This is a genomic window from Duncaniella sp. C9 (assembly GCF_004803935.1).
Lineage (GTDB): Bacteria > Bacteroidota > Bacteroidia > Bacteroidales > Muribaculaceae > Duncaniella > Duncaniella muris.
In genome coordinates this window covers 80,082-95,585 of the sequence record NZ_CP039547.1, presented here as the reverse complement: position 1 = coordinate 95,585, position 15,504 = coordinate 80,082, and the positions used below count along the sequence as shown (strand labels likewise).

The following is a 15,504-nucleotide window of genomic DNA, read 5'->3' as shown; positions in this document are numbered from 1 at the left end:
TCGATTTACTCGTAGCCCGTGACACCGGAGCGCAAAGCGCGAAGGTGTCACGGGTTTGCGATCCTCCCGGCATGTGGTGTCCGGCAGGACACCGGTTTACCGCTCCGGATGGGGTGTCTACGCATTATGACACTCCGTCAAGGCAGGGGGTGTATCTTTGCAGAAACTCAAAGGCGGTAAAAACTATTTGGGGAGCGGGGATAAAAAACGCAGTCCGCCGTGGGGCGGGCTGCGCGTTTTGTTTATGATGAGAAACGTTCGGGCTTATTTGGCTTCGGCTTCAGTTTTAGCTGCGCTTTCGGGCTTGAGCCATTTGTCGAACCAGCGGAAGAAGAGGCGCTGCCAGAGGATGGCGTTCTGCGGCTTCAGTATCCAGTGGTTTTCATCGGGGAAGATGAGCATTTCGGCGGGGATGCCACGGAGTTTGGCAGCATTGAAGGCCATTTCGCCCTGCGATGAGAGGATGCGGTAGTCGAATTCGCCGTGGGTCACCATGATCGGGGTGTCCCATTTGTCAACGAACCGGTGGGGTGACATTGCGAATGTGCGCTGGGCTGCGGCGTTGTCTTTCTTCCAGAATGCGCCGTAGTCATAGGCTGTGGCGGTGTCGGCAGGGCCGTTTTTGGCGCCGTCGCCCATGTCCCAGTTGGCAAACCACATTTCTTCGGTTTCGAGATACTGGGCTTCCATGTTGAAGATTCCGGCGTGGGCGAGGAAGGCGGCGAAGCGCTTTTCGTGGTTGCCGGCAAGCCAGTAGGTTGAGAAGCCGCCGTAGCTTGCGCCTGTGCAGCCGATGTGTGATTCGTCTACGTAGGGACGCTTTTTCATGAAGTCGACAGCCGCGAGGTAGTCACGCATGTTCTGGCCGGGGTAGTCGCCTGAGATCTGGGCGTTCCATTCGGTGCCGAATCCGGGCAGGCCGTGGCGGTTGGGGGCTATGACTATGTAGCCGTTGGCAGCCATGAGCGCGAGGTTCCAGCGGTAGCTCCAGAACTGGCTGACAGCCTGCTGCGGGCCGCCCTGGCAGTAGAGAAGTGCGGGATAGGTCTTGGTGCTGTCGAAGTCCTGAGGATAGACGGCCCAGACGAGCATTTCCTTGCCGTCGGTGGTGGGAACCATGTTGCGTTCCACGCGGGGCATTTTCAGTGATGCGAGCAATTCGGTGTTGACGTTGGAAATCTGTTTCACTTCTCCGCCTTTGACTGCGCAGACTTCGTTGGGTGCAAGCATTGAGTGGCGCAGGGTGATGACGGTTTCTTCGTCGACGGGTGCGAGTGCGGCATAGTCACATTCGCCCTGGGCAACCACAGAGACGGTGCCGTCAAGGGCCATGTTGAAGATGGGGCAGACGCCGTCACGTGCGGCGAGGAAGTAGAGCGATCTGCTGTCGGGGTTCCAGGCGATGGCATCAGCTGTGTAGTCCCAGTCGGCAGTGAGATCGCGTTTCTCACCGGTTGCGGTGTCGAGCAGGAAGATGCGGTTCTTGTCTGATTCGTAGCCGTCATGTTCCATCGAGAGCCATGCCACGTATTTGCCGTCAGGGGAATAGGCGGGAGCTGTGTCGTAGCCCATCATGCCTTCGGTGAGGTTGCGTGTGGTCTTGTCTTCGAGTGAATAGAGATAGAGGTCGGAGTTTGTTGAGACTGCATAGTCAACTCCGGTCTTCTTGCGTGATACGTAGATGATCGACTTGCTGTCAGGAGCCCAGGCGAATGATTCTGATCCGCCGAAGGGGCGCATCGGAGCTTCATACATGGGTTCGTCTGACATGATGTCGGCGAGGTTGCTGACTTCGTTGCCGTCAAAGTCGCCGATGAAGGGGTGGGGGATTTCGGTCATCCACTGGTCCCAGTGCTTGTACATGAGGTCGTCGATTACACGGCCGGTGGCATCGGGCAGGTCTTCATAGAGGTCCTTGGCCTCGCGCATGAACTTGATGGGGGAGATGATCATTACTTTCTTTTCGTCAGGAGAGAAAAGGAAGCCTTCCACGCCTTTTTCGAGTTTGGTCACCTGTTTGCGGGTGCTGCCGTCGGCGTTCATGACGAAGAGCTGGGGAACACCTTCTACTGCGTAGGTGAAGGCGATCTGTCTGCCTTCGTTGATCCAGACGAAATTGCTTTCCGAGCCGGCTGTGCGGGTGATGCGCTGCAGGTCGGAACCGTCGGGGTTCATGACGTAGAGGTCGGCATTGCTGCGGTTCTGCTCTACGCTTTCATATGAAATGTTGAACAGTACCTTTTTTGTGGCGGGTGAAACCTGCACCGCTGATACGCGGCCGAGGGCTTCGAGGGCTTCGATGTCAAAGACTCCTGTCTCGCTCTTGTAGTCGGGCTTGTCGATGATATCGGCTTCTTTTTCGCCTGCCCCTGCGCATGCAGTAAGAGTGAGTGCGGTTGCAGCCATGACAAGAATATTTTTCATAAAAACTGTGGTCTAAGTAATTAGCGGTTGTTTGATATGCACAGACAGGCTCTTACTTTATAAGATACTGTGAGGAGATTGACTCGTGGGTGTGGACGCGACGGATGGTGTCGGCGAAGAGGCGGGCCACAGAAAGTATGGTGGCTTTCTTGCAGCTTTTGTTGAACGGAATGGAGTTGGTGAACATCATTTCGGTCAGGGCGCAGTTGTCAACGCGTTCTGATGCGGGATCAGACATGATGGCGTGAGAGCAGAGTGCGCGCACCGAGCGGGCCCCGTTGCTCATCATCAGGTCTGCTGCCTTGGTGATGGTGCCTGCTGTGTCTACCATGTCGTCGATCAGTATGACGTCTTTGTCTTTGACATCGCCGATGACTGTCATCTGGGCTACTACGTTAGCTTTGGCGCGCTGTTTGTGGCAGAGGACCAGAGGCACGTTGAGATATTTGGCGTAGCTGTTGGCACGTTTGGCTCCGCCTACGTCAGGCGATGCGATAACCAAGTTTTCAAGTTTGAGCGACTGGATATAGGGGATGAAGACCGACGAAGCGTAGAGGTGGTCTACGGGGATGTCGAAGAAGCCCTGGATCTGGTCGGCGTGGAGGTCCATTGTGATCACGCGGTCGACTCCGGCGGTTGTCAGAAGGTCAGCGACGAGTTTGGCGGCGATTGACACACGCGGTTTGTCTTTGCGGTCCTGGCGGGCCCAGCCGAAGTAAGGCATCACGGCGATGATCGAGGCTGCCGATGCGCGCTTGGCGGCATCGATCATCAGCAGGAGTTCCATGAGGTTGTCGGTGTTGGGGAATGTGGACTGCACGAGATAGACCTCGCAGCCGCGGATGGATTCCTCGAAAGAAACCTCGAATTCGCCGTCGGCGAAATACTGGATGTTCATCTTGCCGAGTTCGCAGCCTAAATCGCGGCAGATTTCCTCAGCCATGTAGTGAGACTTAGTCCCTGAAAAAACTTTGATTGGTGGAAGGGAATCAATCATGGTTTATGTGATAATGATGAGTTTGGGTGCAAAATTACAAAAATTCCCTCGGCCATAGTGTTAAATGCGAGGGAATTTTTTGTTCTGGTGTTATACTTTGATGCCGTGCATCAGAAGAAGCAGAGGATGAGGGCCTGGGCAGCTACCACGCGGAGGAACATGGTCAGCGGATAGACAGTCGAGTAGGCCACGGCGGGAGCGTCGCTGCCGGTGGAGTTGTTGGCATAGGCGAGTGCAGGGGGATCGGTGCAGCCGCCGGAAACAAGACCCATGATGGTGAGGTAGTTGATCTTGTAGACTCCGCGGGCGATGATGCCGACGATGAGCAGTGGCACGAAGGTTATTATGAAGCCCCAGATAACCCACCACATACCGGTGGTGTTGAAGACGGTGTCAGCAAAGCCGCGTCCCGATGAGATGCCGACGGAGGCGAGGAAGAGACAGATGCCGAGTTCGCGCATGAGCAGCGATGCCGACGAAGAGGTGTAGGTGACGAGTTTGAATTTGTAGCCGAAGCGGCTGAGAAGGATGGCTACCACGAGCGGTCCGCCTGCCAGACCGAGTTTCATGCCGAAGCCTACGTTGATCGAGCCGATGATTATGCCGAAGAGTATGCCGACAAAGATGGTGATGAGGTTTGGCTGGTTGAGGCGCTTCATTGAGTTGCCGAGGCGCACACCGAGACGCTCGATGTCATTGAGGTCGCCGACAACTACGAGGCGGTCGCCCATCTGCAGGCGGAGGTTGGGCGATGCGAGCAGGTCGACGCCGGCACGGTTGACGCGGGTGCAGTTGAGGCTGTAGGCGGTGTGGAGGCGCAGGTCGCCGAGGGGCACACCGTTGTATTTGCTCTGGGTGACTACGATGCGGCGAGAGTAGACCTGGCTCTGGACTTCTTCCCAGTCCATTTCGATCTCATGGCCGATTACGCCCTGGAATTTCATTTCATCGGCCGGGCCGATGACAACGAAAATCTTGTCGCCGACGTGGAGTTCTGTCTTGGAGGTGGGGATGATCACTTTTCCGTCGGCTCCCATCAGTCGTGAAACCACGAAGTCGCAGTCGAGGATCTGGTGGAGTTCATAGAGGGTTTTGCCGTCAATGAGCTTGTTGGTCACTTCGAATGACAGTATGAGCGGTTTTTGCTGGCTGCTTTCTATTTCGTCTTCGATGGCTTTGATCTCATCTTCGGTGCGGATTTTGAAGATGGCTTTGACAATGAGCATCGAGAGGATGATGCCGATTACACCCAGGGGGTAGGCGGCGGCATAGCCCATAGCCATGATGTTGATGGCTTCGGTCGAGCCGGCAGTCTGCTGAGCGGCTGCAAGACCAGGGGTGTTGGTCACGGCTCCTGACATGACGCCTACGAGGGCTTCGATGCCTGTGTTGCCGTCAATGTAAAAGATGGAGAGCACGATAGCGACATTGAGCGCTATGATCAGCACTGCGAGTCCGTTGAGCAATACGCCGCCTTTCTTGAATGACGAGAAGAAGCCGGGGCCTACCTGGATGCCGATGGCGAAGATGAAGAGGATGAGGCCGAATTCACGGACGAATTTCAGGACTTCGGGGTTGACGATGTAGCCGAAGTGGCCCATGATGATTCCCACGAACAGTACAAAGGTGACCCCAAGTGAGATTCCTCCGATTTTCAGTTTGCCGAGGAAAATGCCGGCCGCGATGACAAACGAGTAGAGCACAAGGGTGCTCGCAAGTTCCGTGTGTCCCGGACCGATCAGATCAATTAACCATTCCATTTGATTGAGATACGAAATTGTTATAGGAAATTTAGAGAATGTTTCAATCTTTTTCACCTGACCACGCCGCGTCTCGAAGAGGGATCTGAAGCCTATTGGAGACCGCTCCGGATACATCCAGGCAGGAGGTGCGGTTTTGAGAGTGCAAAGGTACGATTTTTTTACTTTTTTTAAACAATGCGGAAGCTATAAATTTCGGGTATCCGTGGAAATATTTCTGACGGTGTTTCAGTCTGTTTCGCTGTTGCCGGCCGCAACGGTCTGTAAAGTCTCAAGTTCCTTTTTTGCGATGGTGGACCGGAAGGAGCGGTAGAGCAGGACCGAGGCTACGATCAGGGCAAGCGAGAAGCTGTAGTAGACGCCGACATTTTTCATCGACAGCCCTTTGGCGAGCAGAAGGAGGAAGGGGATGCCGATGACTATGTAGCTGGTGAGGGAGATCCAGAGCAGGGGCTTGACATTGGATGTGCCGCGGAGTGCGTTGGCATAGGTGAGCTGGATGGCGTCGCCATACTGGTAGAGGATCAGCGGGGCGATGAGGAGCAGGGCGGCGGCGGTTACTTCAGGGTCGGGGGTGAAGATGCGGATCAGGTCGGAGCCTCCGATGAGGAAGATGACGGAGGCGATGGTGCTAAGGAGCAGATTCAGATGGAGTCCAGCTGAGGTGATGCGGCGGATGCCGTTGGTGTCACGCAGTCCGGTGTAGTTGGCTACGCGTATGGAGGTGGCTATGCCGAAACTCATGTAGGTCATGAATCCGAGCTGTGAGATGGTGTTGACTACCTGGTAGGAAGCAAGCTGTATTTTCCCGAACCAGCCTGAGACGATGGCTCCGAATGACCAAAGGAAGCATTCCACTCCGCTCTGTATCATGACTGGGTAGGATGTCAGCCATACGTGGCGGCGGATGGCGGCGGTTTCGGACGAGGGGGTGCGGAGTCCGTTTCTGTAGACTCTGTATCGCTTCGATGTCAAGAATGCTGTCAGTATTCCGACGGTGGCCATGCAGCGGGCTGTCAGGGTGCTGATTCCTGCTCCTGCCAGGCCGAGTTCGGGGCACCCGAAGCGTCCGCCGATGAGCAGGTAGTTGCCTATGATGTTGATTATGTTGGCGCCGAGGATCATCCACATCGGTGTGGCGGTGTCTGTGGTGCCGTTTGCAGTCTGCTGGCAGCAGTTGAATATGGCCATAGGGAGTAGTGTGGCCAGTATTATGAGGTAATATTGCCTGATCAGCGGCATTAGTTCTTCCGGCTGTCCGAAGCGGTCGAGGAAGAAATAGAGTGTGCCCATTATGGCTGTGAATCCGATCGAGACGATCGAGTTTATCTGGAGTCCGGCGCGGAGTGTGGCTCCGACCCGGTCATGCTGCCGGCGGCTGTAGAGGGCTCCGATTATGGGTGTCATTCCGGAGGCGAAGCCGAGCTGCATGACTATGGCTATCATGAAGAGGCTGTTGACAAAGGCTGCTGCGGCGAGTTCTTCTGTGCCGTAGGCTCCGACCATCATGGTGTCGGCGAAGCTGACTACGATGATTCCGACCTGAGTGACGAGGACGGGCATTCCGAGTCGCCACAGGCTTTTGTATTCGGGCTTATATGCTTTCCAGAAACCGGCTTTTCCGGTCAGGGTGCTTGCTTTCATAGGTGTCGGTGCTTTCGATGGTGATTTTAAAGCAGGCCGCAAGACAGGGTTGAAATCTGCTTGCGGCCTGGTTCTGATGGAGGTTATGCTGTGCGGTCCGCTTTAGTTCGGGGAAGCGGATGCCGGCAATGGATGTCTGTTATGCTTCCTGGGCGATGGTCTTGAATTCGTCGAGGCTGACGGTTTTCTTGTCGAGGGTGACAGCCTTTTCGATTGCATCGTAAAGTTTGGAGGTGAGCACCTGCTGGATGAGCTGCTGGCGGATTTCTGATTTTTCGAGCTGCTCTTTGGCGTAGCGGGTGATGATCTCGTCGTCGATTCCGGCCATGCCGTACTGTGCGAACTGGCGGGCAGTGAGGAATTTGGCTGTCTGGAGCACTTCGTCTTCCTCAACCTTGATCTCAAGGGCCTTGAGGAGGTTGTTTTCGATGATTTCGTGTTTGATGCCGTTTTCCTGAGCTTTGAATGCTTCATCGGCGTTTTCGGCGTCAGCGAAGAAGAGTTTCTTGATGGTTTCGGCGGGGAGTGTCATTGATTCGCCGTATTTTTCCATCATGGCTTTGTCGAACTGGTTGCGGAAGAGGATGTGGCTGTTCTGGCTGAGTTCGCCGGCGATCATTTCCTTGATGGCTGCGCGGTATTCCTCTTCGTTGTGTACTTTGTCTTCGCCGAATACCATCTTGTAGTATTCTTCGCCGAGTTCGGCGGGAACGCTTACGATGATTTCTGAGATGGTCATCTCGAAGTCGCTTGTGATGTCAGATGCGATGGCTTTGTCGACGTGGAGCATTGATGCGAGTTCGCCTGCATCGCCTCCGGCTGCCTTGTTGGGGTTGAAGACCACTTTGTCGCCGGGCTTTTTGCCGTTGAATTTGGCTGCTTCTTCCTTGTCTTTGAAGTAGAGGGGGAAGACGATGCCGTCGGTTACCTGGATGGCGCCTTCGTTCTGGTTGACAGTTCCGTCTTCGGCGAGCTGCATGAGGGTGCCTTTTACAACGCCGTCTTCCGTCATTTCCTGGCCGGGTTCCTGCTTGCCGAAGCGTTTGCGGAGGTTTTTGTCCTGCTCATCGATCATTTCTTCGGTAACTTCGATTTCGTAGTAGGGATAGTGGTCGTCGCTACCGGGCTTGATGTCGAGCTGGGGGATGAGGGCCAGGTCATATTTGAATTCCTGATCGCCGTCCTCGAAAGCTTCTTTCACTTCTACGGGTACGGGATGACCCATTACGGGGAGATTGTTTTCAGTGATGTAGTCGACCACTGCACGGTAAACGGTGTCGTTGATGACGTCGCTGGTCATCTGCTTGCCGAAACGGCGTTTGAGTTCTCCGAAGGGAACGTGGCCTTTGCGGAAGCCGGGGAGCACGTGGGTGCGGCCGATTTCCTTGAGTTTTTTGGTGACCTCGTCCTTATAGTCGTTTTCTTCGATCGCCACGGTAAGACGTACGTCTACGGGTGAAATCTCTTCCTTGGTAATTTTCATTTCCTATTTATCTGTTTTATTAGTGTTTACGTCTGATGATTGTTTTTCGCCGGGGGGCTGCCGTTGCAGATTCGCCCGCGCGCGTTGAATCAGCGTGCAAAATTAACAAAAAAATCCCAAATCGCAAAACTTTGCCGTCCGTCTGCCAGGGCAACCGCATCAAAATTTTGCTTTAAGTAGCATATCGGTCAGATAGTCGTTGGAAAGGCTCGCTTTGAAGCGTCTTTTCTTCAGACTACTTTTGTCGACATGCTCTTTAATAATCTGCATTGCCAACTTCCTTATTGTTGAGAGGTTTAGTGACGCATACCCTTTCCTTGCACGGCAGGCATCTTCGAGGAATGTCACATCAAGATTCCAATGCAATTGGTTCTCGATTGACCAGTGACCACGGGCCAACATATTGAAGTATGCAGCCTTGGGATAATCTTCGTCACTGATGTACCGTCTGACGGCGGTTGCCGTGCGGTTGCCATAGTCAACCGTTGAAGTGACCTCTATCAATGTTTTCAGGCCGGGCCAGCGAGCCAGGACATCCTTGTCCTCGATAGTGTCCGCATTCAATATGCGGCAATCGCGTGTCTCGATACGTCCGTGGTCGGCATCCATCTGCGAAGCTGAGTCAACTGGCTTATTGTAGCGGAATGCATCGATAATCTGTTCGTTCATAGCTCCCTGATTCTCTTTGACTGCGAGAAAGTAATGGGCATTTTTATCAAGGATGTCTTGAGCGATTTTTACTTGTGTGCCAATAGCATCTATAGAGATTACAGCTCCTTCGATATCCAGTTTTTCAATAAGCTGCGGTATGGCGACTATTTCATTTTCCTTGTCTTTGAGACGTTGCTGTCCTACTACTATATGATTCTCGCTGACATAGGCGTTCATTATGTAATCGCCTTTCGTTCCATGCTGTTTAGGCGATGTACCCCTGAGCTTTTTGCCGTCTATGACAACCTGTTTTTCAGAAAGCGTGTCAAGGAACTTCCGGCCATGCTCAACCAGACATCTCTCAATCTCATCGGGATCCACAGCACTCATCAGCCGCTCGAAAGTGTCAGGCGACGGGCTGCGGTCAGGACGCTCGGCAAGCAGACCGAAATCACGCGCCCGATAATAAGCGAACTCGCTCATGTCCACATAATCCTCGCCTCCGCAGATATAGGTCAGCAAGGCGATTGTCAGAAGGTCGGAAAGCGCGTATGTGCAACGACCTGTAACCCGATGATCGGGTACTGTCATAAAGATTTCGTTTAGCATGATTTTAGTATCTATATTGTTGATTGTCAGCTACAAAGATACTAAAAAAGCACGAGATATGCAAGCTTTATGGCGCTAAAAATCAGACTGTTGCCGAGATTTTAACACTATAAAATTACTAAGAATTCATGACTTCGGATATGGTGTATTCAAAGAATTTCCCTACATCTATCATCGTTGACGCAACGCCATCGCTGCTTATCGCCTAAAATTTTGATGCGGTTGCCCTGGTCCGTCTGCTTTATAGCAGGGCCGGCTTTAGCGATTGTTTTTTAACAGCTTCTAAGCGGTTGTCTTTAAACGACCTCTAATTCTCTCTTTGGGCGAGGCCGGTTGAGGTGTGGCTTTTTCTGGGTGCTCAGTCCGGTGGTTCAGAGCAGCATGGGGTCAAATTCGTCGGCCGGAATCGGTTCCGGGGCTTTCAGGGCGTGAATTATGTTTCTGAGGTGTTCAATGTAGCCGGTGATCATTGCGGCTGTCGAGGCCGGGGTGAGGCGGAAGAGTGTGCCGAGATCCGAATTGGTGTGGCTTTTTTTGAAGGTGCGTATGGTGTTGAGGATTTCTTTGGCTTCGTCAAGTGCTTCCTGTCGGTGTCCGGTGCGCACGAGGCTCATCAGGTAGGGGTAGGTGAGTGCCGGGAGGTAGGGCCATTTCATTTTGATGAATTTGTCGCGGTAGACTCTGATGACGTCGTCGAAGCGGAGGGCGAAGTAGGTTATCTCGATCAGGAATGGGATTTCTTCCTGGAATCCTTTGATTTCGTCATAGATGAGGCAGACGATGGCGGCGGATGCGAACTGGCCGTGGACCACGTGGTTGCGGGCCCACTCTACGGTGTCTTTTTCACTCAGGAGGTCGGAGGCAATGAGGCTGCGCACGTAGGGGGCGGCTTTCTCGCGGTCGAGTACGAGGAGCACGTCGATGGCAAGACGCGAGTCGAGGTGCTGTCCGATGTATCTGGTGAGCATTTCCACGGCTTCGGCCTGCCGGTTGGTCTCCATGAGGGCTGCTGCGAGGGTGGAGACGTCGGTGTCTTCGGCTTCGGCTGATGCAACTATGCGCCGGTAGATGGCGGTCACTGTCTCCGGGTCGCGTTCAAGTCTGTAGAGCGATGCGCCTTTGATGCGCAGGCCCATCATTGATTCGGGGTTTATGGCGAGGGCGTATTCGGCTGACGAGAGGGCTCCTTCATAGTCGTCGTTGTTGATCTGGACTGTGGCGAGTCTTAGCCAGAAGTCGAGGTTGAAGGGTTCGAGCATGGTCAGTTCCTCGAAGAGTCTTGCGGCTGCCGGCAGGTCGTTGTTTTCCTCCAGATGGTCGGCGAATTCATAGAGGAAGGTCTGCGGATAGGAGCATTTTGACTGGATGCGGTCTTTGTTCTGCATCAGCCATGATTCGAGACGCAGTTCCATTGCGTAGTCTGTGAATTGTATGATGCCTTCGTCATCGAAGTCGTCGGTATCGTCGAGTATTTTTTCGAGGGCGCTGATCACTTCTTCGTCACCGAGTTCGAGATTAGCGTTGCTGGCGCGGAGGTCAAGGAGCCGGTTGAGGACGCCACCTGTGCCGACGCGTCTGTTGAGCTCGGAGGTTGCTTCTACGTCGCCGAACGAGTAGTAGAGCCAGGCGCGGCGCGTGGCCAGAGCTTCGCTCTTGGGGTAGTGGATGGCTCCGTAGAGAAGTACTTCCATTTTGACGATGTAGTTGTCGTAGTCCGAGGCGTAGTCGAAGATCTCGACGAGGTCGTTTTCATCGAAAAAGGCTTCGGTGTTGCCTCGGCGGACTACTTCTGATTCGAATTCTTCGTAGAGGTCCCGGCGGTCGTTGGGTTCGTCCATTCGGTCAGGGGTGGTTATGTCAGGAGCGTGTTTGACCCCGAAAAAGAGGTTAGACACGCTCCCGGATTGTGGTTGTCAATAGATTATTTCTGAGCTTTTTCCCAGCTGTCTTTAAGCGCTATGGTGCGGTTGAAGATGAGGTTGCCGGGGGTTGAGTCGGGGTCGAGGGTGAAGTAGCCGATGCGCTGGAACTGGAGGGGCAGGCCGGGGGCGGCGATTTCGGCCAGATAGGGCTCGACTTTGATGCCTTCCACTACTTTGAGCGAGTCGGGGTTGAGCAGTTCGCGGAAGTCGCGTTCGGTTTCGGCTCCGGGGTTCTCGACGCTGAAGAGGCGGTCGTAGAGGCGGGCTGTGGCATTGATGGCGTGTGTGGCCGATACCCAATGGAGTGTGCCTTTGACTTTGCGCTGGCTTCCGGGGAGGCCGCTGCGGCTTTCGGGGTCGTAGGTGCAGTAGATTTCCTCGATGTTGCCTTCGGTGTCTTTCTTCACGCCTGTACATTTGATAATATAGGCGCCTTTCAGGCGGACTTCGCTGTCAGGGGCGAGGCGGAAGAATTTTTTCGGCGGGTTTTCCATGAAGTCGTCGCGCTCGATGTAGATTTCGCGGCTGAAGGGCATTTCATGGGTGCCGGCTTCGGGTGATTCGGGGTTGTTGTCCATCTCTACGGTTTCGGTCTGGCCTTCGGGGTAGTTGGTGATGACTACTTTGACGGGGTTGATGACGGCCATGCCGCGGGTGGCTACTTTGTTGAGATCGTCGCGCACGGCGTGTTCGAGCAGCGAGATGCTGTTGAGGGCTTCGTATTTGGTGTAGCCGATGGTGTCGATGAAGTTGCGGATGGAGCGCGGGGTGAAGCCTCGGCGGCGCAGACCGGAGATGGTCGGCATGCGGGGGTCGTCCCAGCCGGCTACGAGGCCTTCGTTGACGAGTTGCAGGAGTTTGCGCTTCGACATGACGGTGTAGGTGAGGTTCAGTCGGTTGAATTCGATCTGACGTGGGCAGTAGCTTTCGTCGGCGAGTTCTTTGACGAAGTATTCGTAGAGCGGACGGTGGACCACGAATTCAAGTGTACAGATCGAGTGGGTGACGCCTTCGAAGTAGTCGCTCTGTCCGTGGGCGAAGTCATACATCGGATAGACTTTCCAAGTTGTGCCTGTGCGGTGGTGGGGAGTCTTGATGATGCGATACATGATCGGGTCACGGAAGTGCATGTTGGGGTTGGCCATGTCGATCTTTGCGCGGAGCACACGGGCGCCTTCTTCGAATTCGCCCTGGTTCATGCGGATGAAGAGGTCGAGGTTCTCTTCTACCGAGCGGTTGCGGTAGGGGCTCTCGGTGCCGGGCTGGGTGGGGGTGCCTTTCTGGGCTGCGATTTCTTCGGAGGTCTGGTCGTCGACGTAGGCTTTGCCTTCCTTGATTAGGCGCACGGCGAGGTCGAAGAGCTGGGGGAAATAGTCGGAGGCGTAGTATTCGCGGTCGCCCCAGTCGAAGCCGAGCCAATGGATGTCTTCACGGATGGAGTCGACATATTCCACGTCCTCTTTGACGGGGTTGGTGTCGTCAAAGCGCAGGTTGCATGTGCCACCGAATTTTTCGGCGATTCCGAAGTCCATGCATATTGCCTTGGCATGGCCTATGTGGAGGTAGCCGTTTGGTTCGGGCGGGAAACGGGTGTTGAGCCGGCCGCCGTTTTTGCCGGCCTGAAGATCTTCGAGCACAAGCTGCTCTACAAAGCTGAGTCCCTTGGATTCCTGGGCTGTGGACGGGTTATTATTTTCCATTGTTCTGGCTATATTGTGAGTTTCTGTTCGATTTAAAATGCAAAGTTAGTCAGAATTTTTGTAATTGCATAAAAAAATCATGTCACATACGCTGATTCGGCTATGGACTGTAGGGGGCGTAGGGCTTGCGGGGAAACTGTGGGGCGCGGGTGGCGATGGCTGGAGGTGAGGGTTTTCATTGCGGGAGTGACGGTTGAGAGGGTTAGGGGAGCGGGGGAGCGGGTGATTTTGGTGATGATGATGCAAAGGTAATGCCGTCAGGGCCGCGTTTTGGTGCGATAATGCGGGCGGAGCGAAATTTTTTTATTCCGCCTGCCTGTTCATTGTGCAATCGAGGAAGCCGAAGACTTCGGTGGAAACTTCTCCGAGTATGCCGGCTGTGGAGTTGACTCCGCATTGCACTTTGATGAAGTCGATATAGGCAAGACTCACCGGTCGGCGCGAGGCTGACATGGCGTTTTCGATCTTGAAATAGTTGTAGTTCATGCCGGCATCGGGGTTTTCGGAGTCGGTGAGGCGGTCGCTGCCCATGTTATCGGCATAGCCCCAGTCAAAAGGCTCGTTTGACCATTCGGTTGTGAAAATGGTTCTGGCTTTAAGTCTAGTGCCGCTGAGGGTGTAGCTTCCGGTGTTTTGCCATGAGGGCCATGATGGCATGACGGTCAGGGTTCCGGTGAAATTCCCGCTGTCGGCCCAGGCTATCGGTGAACCTGCGGCGGAAGGGCGGTAGTAGGTGACGGAGTAGTTGTAGAGCGTCTCAGGCTTGTCGGTCTCGCTGCCGCGCAGTTCATACCAGGTGTCGTCGGGCAGTCCGTTGCCGTTTTCGTCCTGCATCACCCAAACTATTCCGGGCTCGTTGCTGGTGCGGAATGAGTTGCCGGCTATGGCAAAGTCGTAGTCGCTGCTGATATTTCTGACGCTGTGGTCGAAACCGACGGTGATGTATCCGCCGAATGCTCCGAGCGAGACGGTCTGGTTGTTGGCGAGGCGCCGCTCGGCTTCGCGGCAGGCTTTGGTGGCGGTTGTCGCGCTGATCTGATGGATGAACTGTCCGGGAGCGGGCAGGAATTCATAGACGGTGACGCGGTCGGCGGAGCTTGATGCAGTGGCCGGGCGGTAGCGGTCGGCTTCGGTGGCCTGGAGGCAGTTGACGCTGACAGATGCCGCGCGGCTGGTGTTTGAGTCTGTGACTTTCAAACTTACGGTAGACAGACCCGGTGAAGAAGGCGTGTATTCGAGGACTGTGCCGTTGGCATCGGCTATCAGACGCCCGTCGATGCTCCATTCATAGCTCGTCGGGCCTATGGTGTCGCGGATTATCGGGGTGAGGCTGACGGTACGGCCGCTGAGGACTTCGATCTCAGAGCGAGGAAAGCTGACCGATAGCTCCCGGACGCTTGTGACGTTGATTTTCATTTCGGCAGATCCGCTGCCGTCGGAGTTGCTGACCGTCAGGCGGAGCGTGTAGGTGCCCTCCTGGTCGGCTTGGAAGGTGAACACCGTGTCGGAGCTGACAGCAGTATCGTCGAGTTGCCACTCATAGGCGGCCGATTCATCGCCCCCGGTGCTGACTGCAGGAGTGATTGTAAGCTCACGGCCCACGGTGGTCTGCATCTCCGTAGGCAGAGTGACGGTTGGAACCACCATTGAGAGCACGTCGATGCGGATCTCTTCACGGGCCGAACCGTTGTCGGCATCAACGCAGAAAGTGAAATAGAACACACCCTCTGTCTGTGACGAAAAACTCAGGGTCAAACCGGAAGCCACGGTCGTTCCGCGGTCGTCGACCCACTTGTAGCGCGGATTGACTGCGTTGGCCACAATGGGCGTGACCGTAAGCTGACGGTCGGTTTTGAGCTCGTAGACGCCGGATTCATTGTCAAACGAAACAGAAATCGGGCTGCGGTCAGGCGCCATCAGGTCTTTGTCGGTATTGCAGGCGAAGAGGCTGTTGAGGCAGAGGAAAGATAGGAGGAGGTAAAAAATATTTGATTTCATCGTTAATTGACGGGAATGAAAAAATGACTGCAGTGCTGTGACTGGTGATAAACTTATGATTATCGGGAAAATGCTGCCAAAAATACAAAAAAACACCGACAGGAGAAACACAAAAAGAATTAAAGGCCTTAAAGGTCGCCATTGCCACCATAAAACAATTGTCAACAATGCTTGGCTCCCAATATATAATTAAGGTGTAAAAACAAAATCGCGCAGCGAGAGAATCGCCATAGATAGAGTATTGGAGTAGTGAAAAAATCAGAGCAAGGAAGAGATAAAAATAGAGAACGAAACATGAAGATCAGTCTTGAAAAGA

General features: G+C 54.3%; 9 protein-coding genes. All 9 read right to left on the bottom strand.

The genetic code is table 11. The features are described from left to right. Window positions 1-264: 264 nt before the first annotated feature. The 9 genes from E7745_RS00460 to E7745_RS00420 all read right to left on the bottom strand — a co-directional run bounded on the left by E7745_RS00460 (window position 265) and on the right by E7745_RS00420 (window position 15,188). The gene (locus E7745_RS00460) at window positions 265-2,424 is read right to left on the bottom strand and encodes a S9 family peptidase (RefSeq protein WP_136408069.1); all 2,160 of its coding nucleotides are present in this window, start codon (window positions 2,422-2,424) and stop codon (window positions 265-267) included. Between the two features lie 52 nt (window positions 2,425-2,476). Next, complete coding sequence (locus tag E7745_RS00455) at window positions 2,477-3,421, bottom strand: ribose-phosphate pyrophosphokinase (RefSeq protein WP_107031625.1); 945 nt, start codon at window positions 3,419-3,421, stop codon at window positions 2,477-2,479. Window positions 3,422-3,531: 110 nt separating this feature from the next. Further along, window positions 3,532-5,181, bottom strand: a complete 1,650-nt coding sequence (locus E7745_RS00450) for a putative transporter (RefSeq protein ID WP_123398298.1) — start codon at window positions 5,179-5,181, stop codon at window positions 3,532-3,534. Between the two features lie 228 nt (window positions 5,182-5,409). Next, the gene (locus E7745_RS00445; protein ID WP_136408068.1) at window positions 5,410-6,825 is read right to left on the bottom strand and encodes an MATE family efflux transporter; all 1,416 of its coding nucleotides are present in this window, start codon (window positions 6,823-6,825) and stop codon (window positions 5,410-5,412) included. Window positions 6,826-6,964: 139 nt separating this feature from the next. Next, entirely contained in the window at window positions 6,965-8,308 is a 1,344-nt protein-coding gene (locus tag E7745_RS00440; protein ID WP_107031623.1) for a trigger factor, read from the bottom strand. Between the two features lie 159 nt (window positions 8,309-8,467). Continuing rightward, complete coding sequence (locus E7745_RS00435; protein ID WP_240740289.1) at window positions 8,468-9,550, bottom strand: ISAs1 family transposase; 1,083 nt, start codon at window positions 9,548-9,550, stop codon at window positions 8,468-8,470. Between the two features lie 389 nt (window positions 9,551-9,939). Continuing rightward, entirely contained in the window at window positions 9,940-11,463 is a 1,524-nt protein-coding gene (locus tag E7745_RS00430; protein ID WP_136408067.1) for a tetratricopeptide repeat protein, read from the bottom strand. A gap of 26 nt (window positions 11,464-11,489) precedes the next feature. Next, window positions 11,490-13,190 (bottom strand): glutamine--tRNA ligase/YqeY domain fusion protein, encoded by a 1,701-nt coding sequence (locus tag E7745_RS00425; protein ID WP_136408066.1) that lies wholly within the window; start codon window positions 13,188-13,190, stop codon window positions 11,490-11,492. A 303-nt stretch (window positions 13,191-13,493) separates the two neighbouring features. Further along, entirely contained in the window at window positions 13,494-15,188 is a 1,695-nt protein-coding gene (locus tag E7745_RS00420; protein ID WP_136408065.1) for a PKD-like domain-containing protein, read from the bottom strand. Between the last annotated feature and the right edge of the window lie 316 nt (window positions 15,189-15,504).

Bases quoted from the DNA above. Each gene is read 5' to 3' on its own strand.
- E7745_RS00460 (WP_136408069.1), bottom strand. From the start codon at position 2,424: ATGAAAAATATTCTTGTCATGGCTGCAACCGCACTCACTCTTACTGCA.
- E7745_RS00455 (WP_107031625.1), bottom strand. From the start codon at position 3,421: ATGATTGATTCCCTTCCACCAATCAAAGTTTTTTCAGGGACTAAGTCT.
- E7745_RS00450 (WP_123398298.1), bottom strand. From the start codon at position 5,181: ATGGAATGGTTAATTGATCTGATCGGTCCGGGACACACGGAACTTGCG.
- E7745_RS00445 (WP_136408068.1), bottom strand. From the start codon at position 6,825: ATGAAAGCAAGCACCCTGACCGGAAAAGCCGGTTTCTGGAAAGCATAT.
- E7745_RS00440 (WP_107031623.1), bottom strand. From the start codon at position 8,308: ATGAAAATTACCAAGGAAGAGATTTCACCCGTAGACGTACGTCTTACC.
- E7745_RS00435 (WP_240740289.1), bottom strand. From the start codon at position 9,550: ATGACAGTACCCGATCATCGGGTTACAGGTCGTTGCACATACGCGCTT.
- E7745_RS00425 (WP_136408066.1), bottom strand. From the start codon at position 13,190: ATGGAAAATAATAACCCGTCCACAGCCCAGGAATCCAAGGGACTCAGC.
- E7745_RS00420 (WP_136408065.1), bottom strand. From the start codon at position 15,188: ATGAAATCAAATATTTTTTACCTCCTCCTATCTTTCCTCTGCCTCAAC.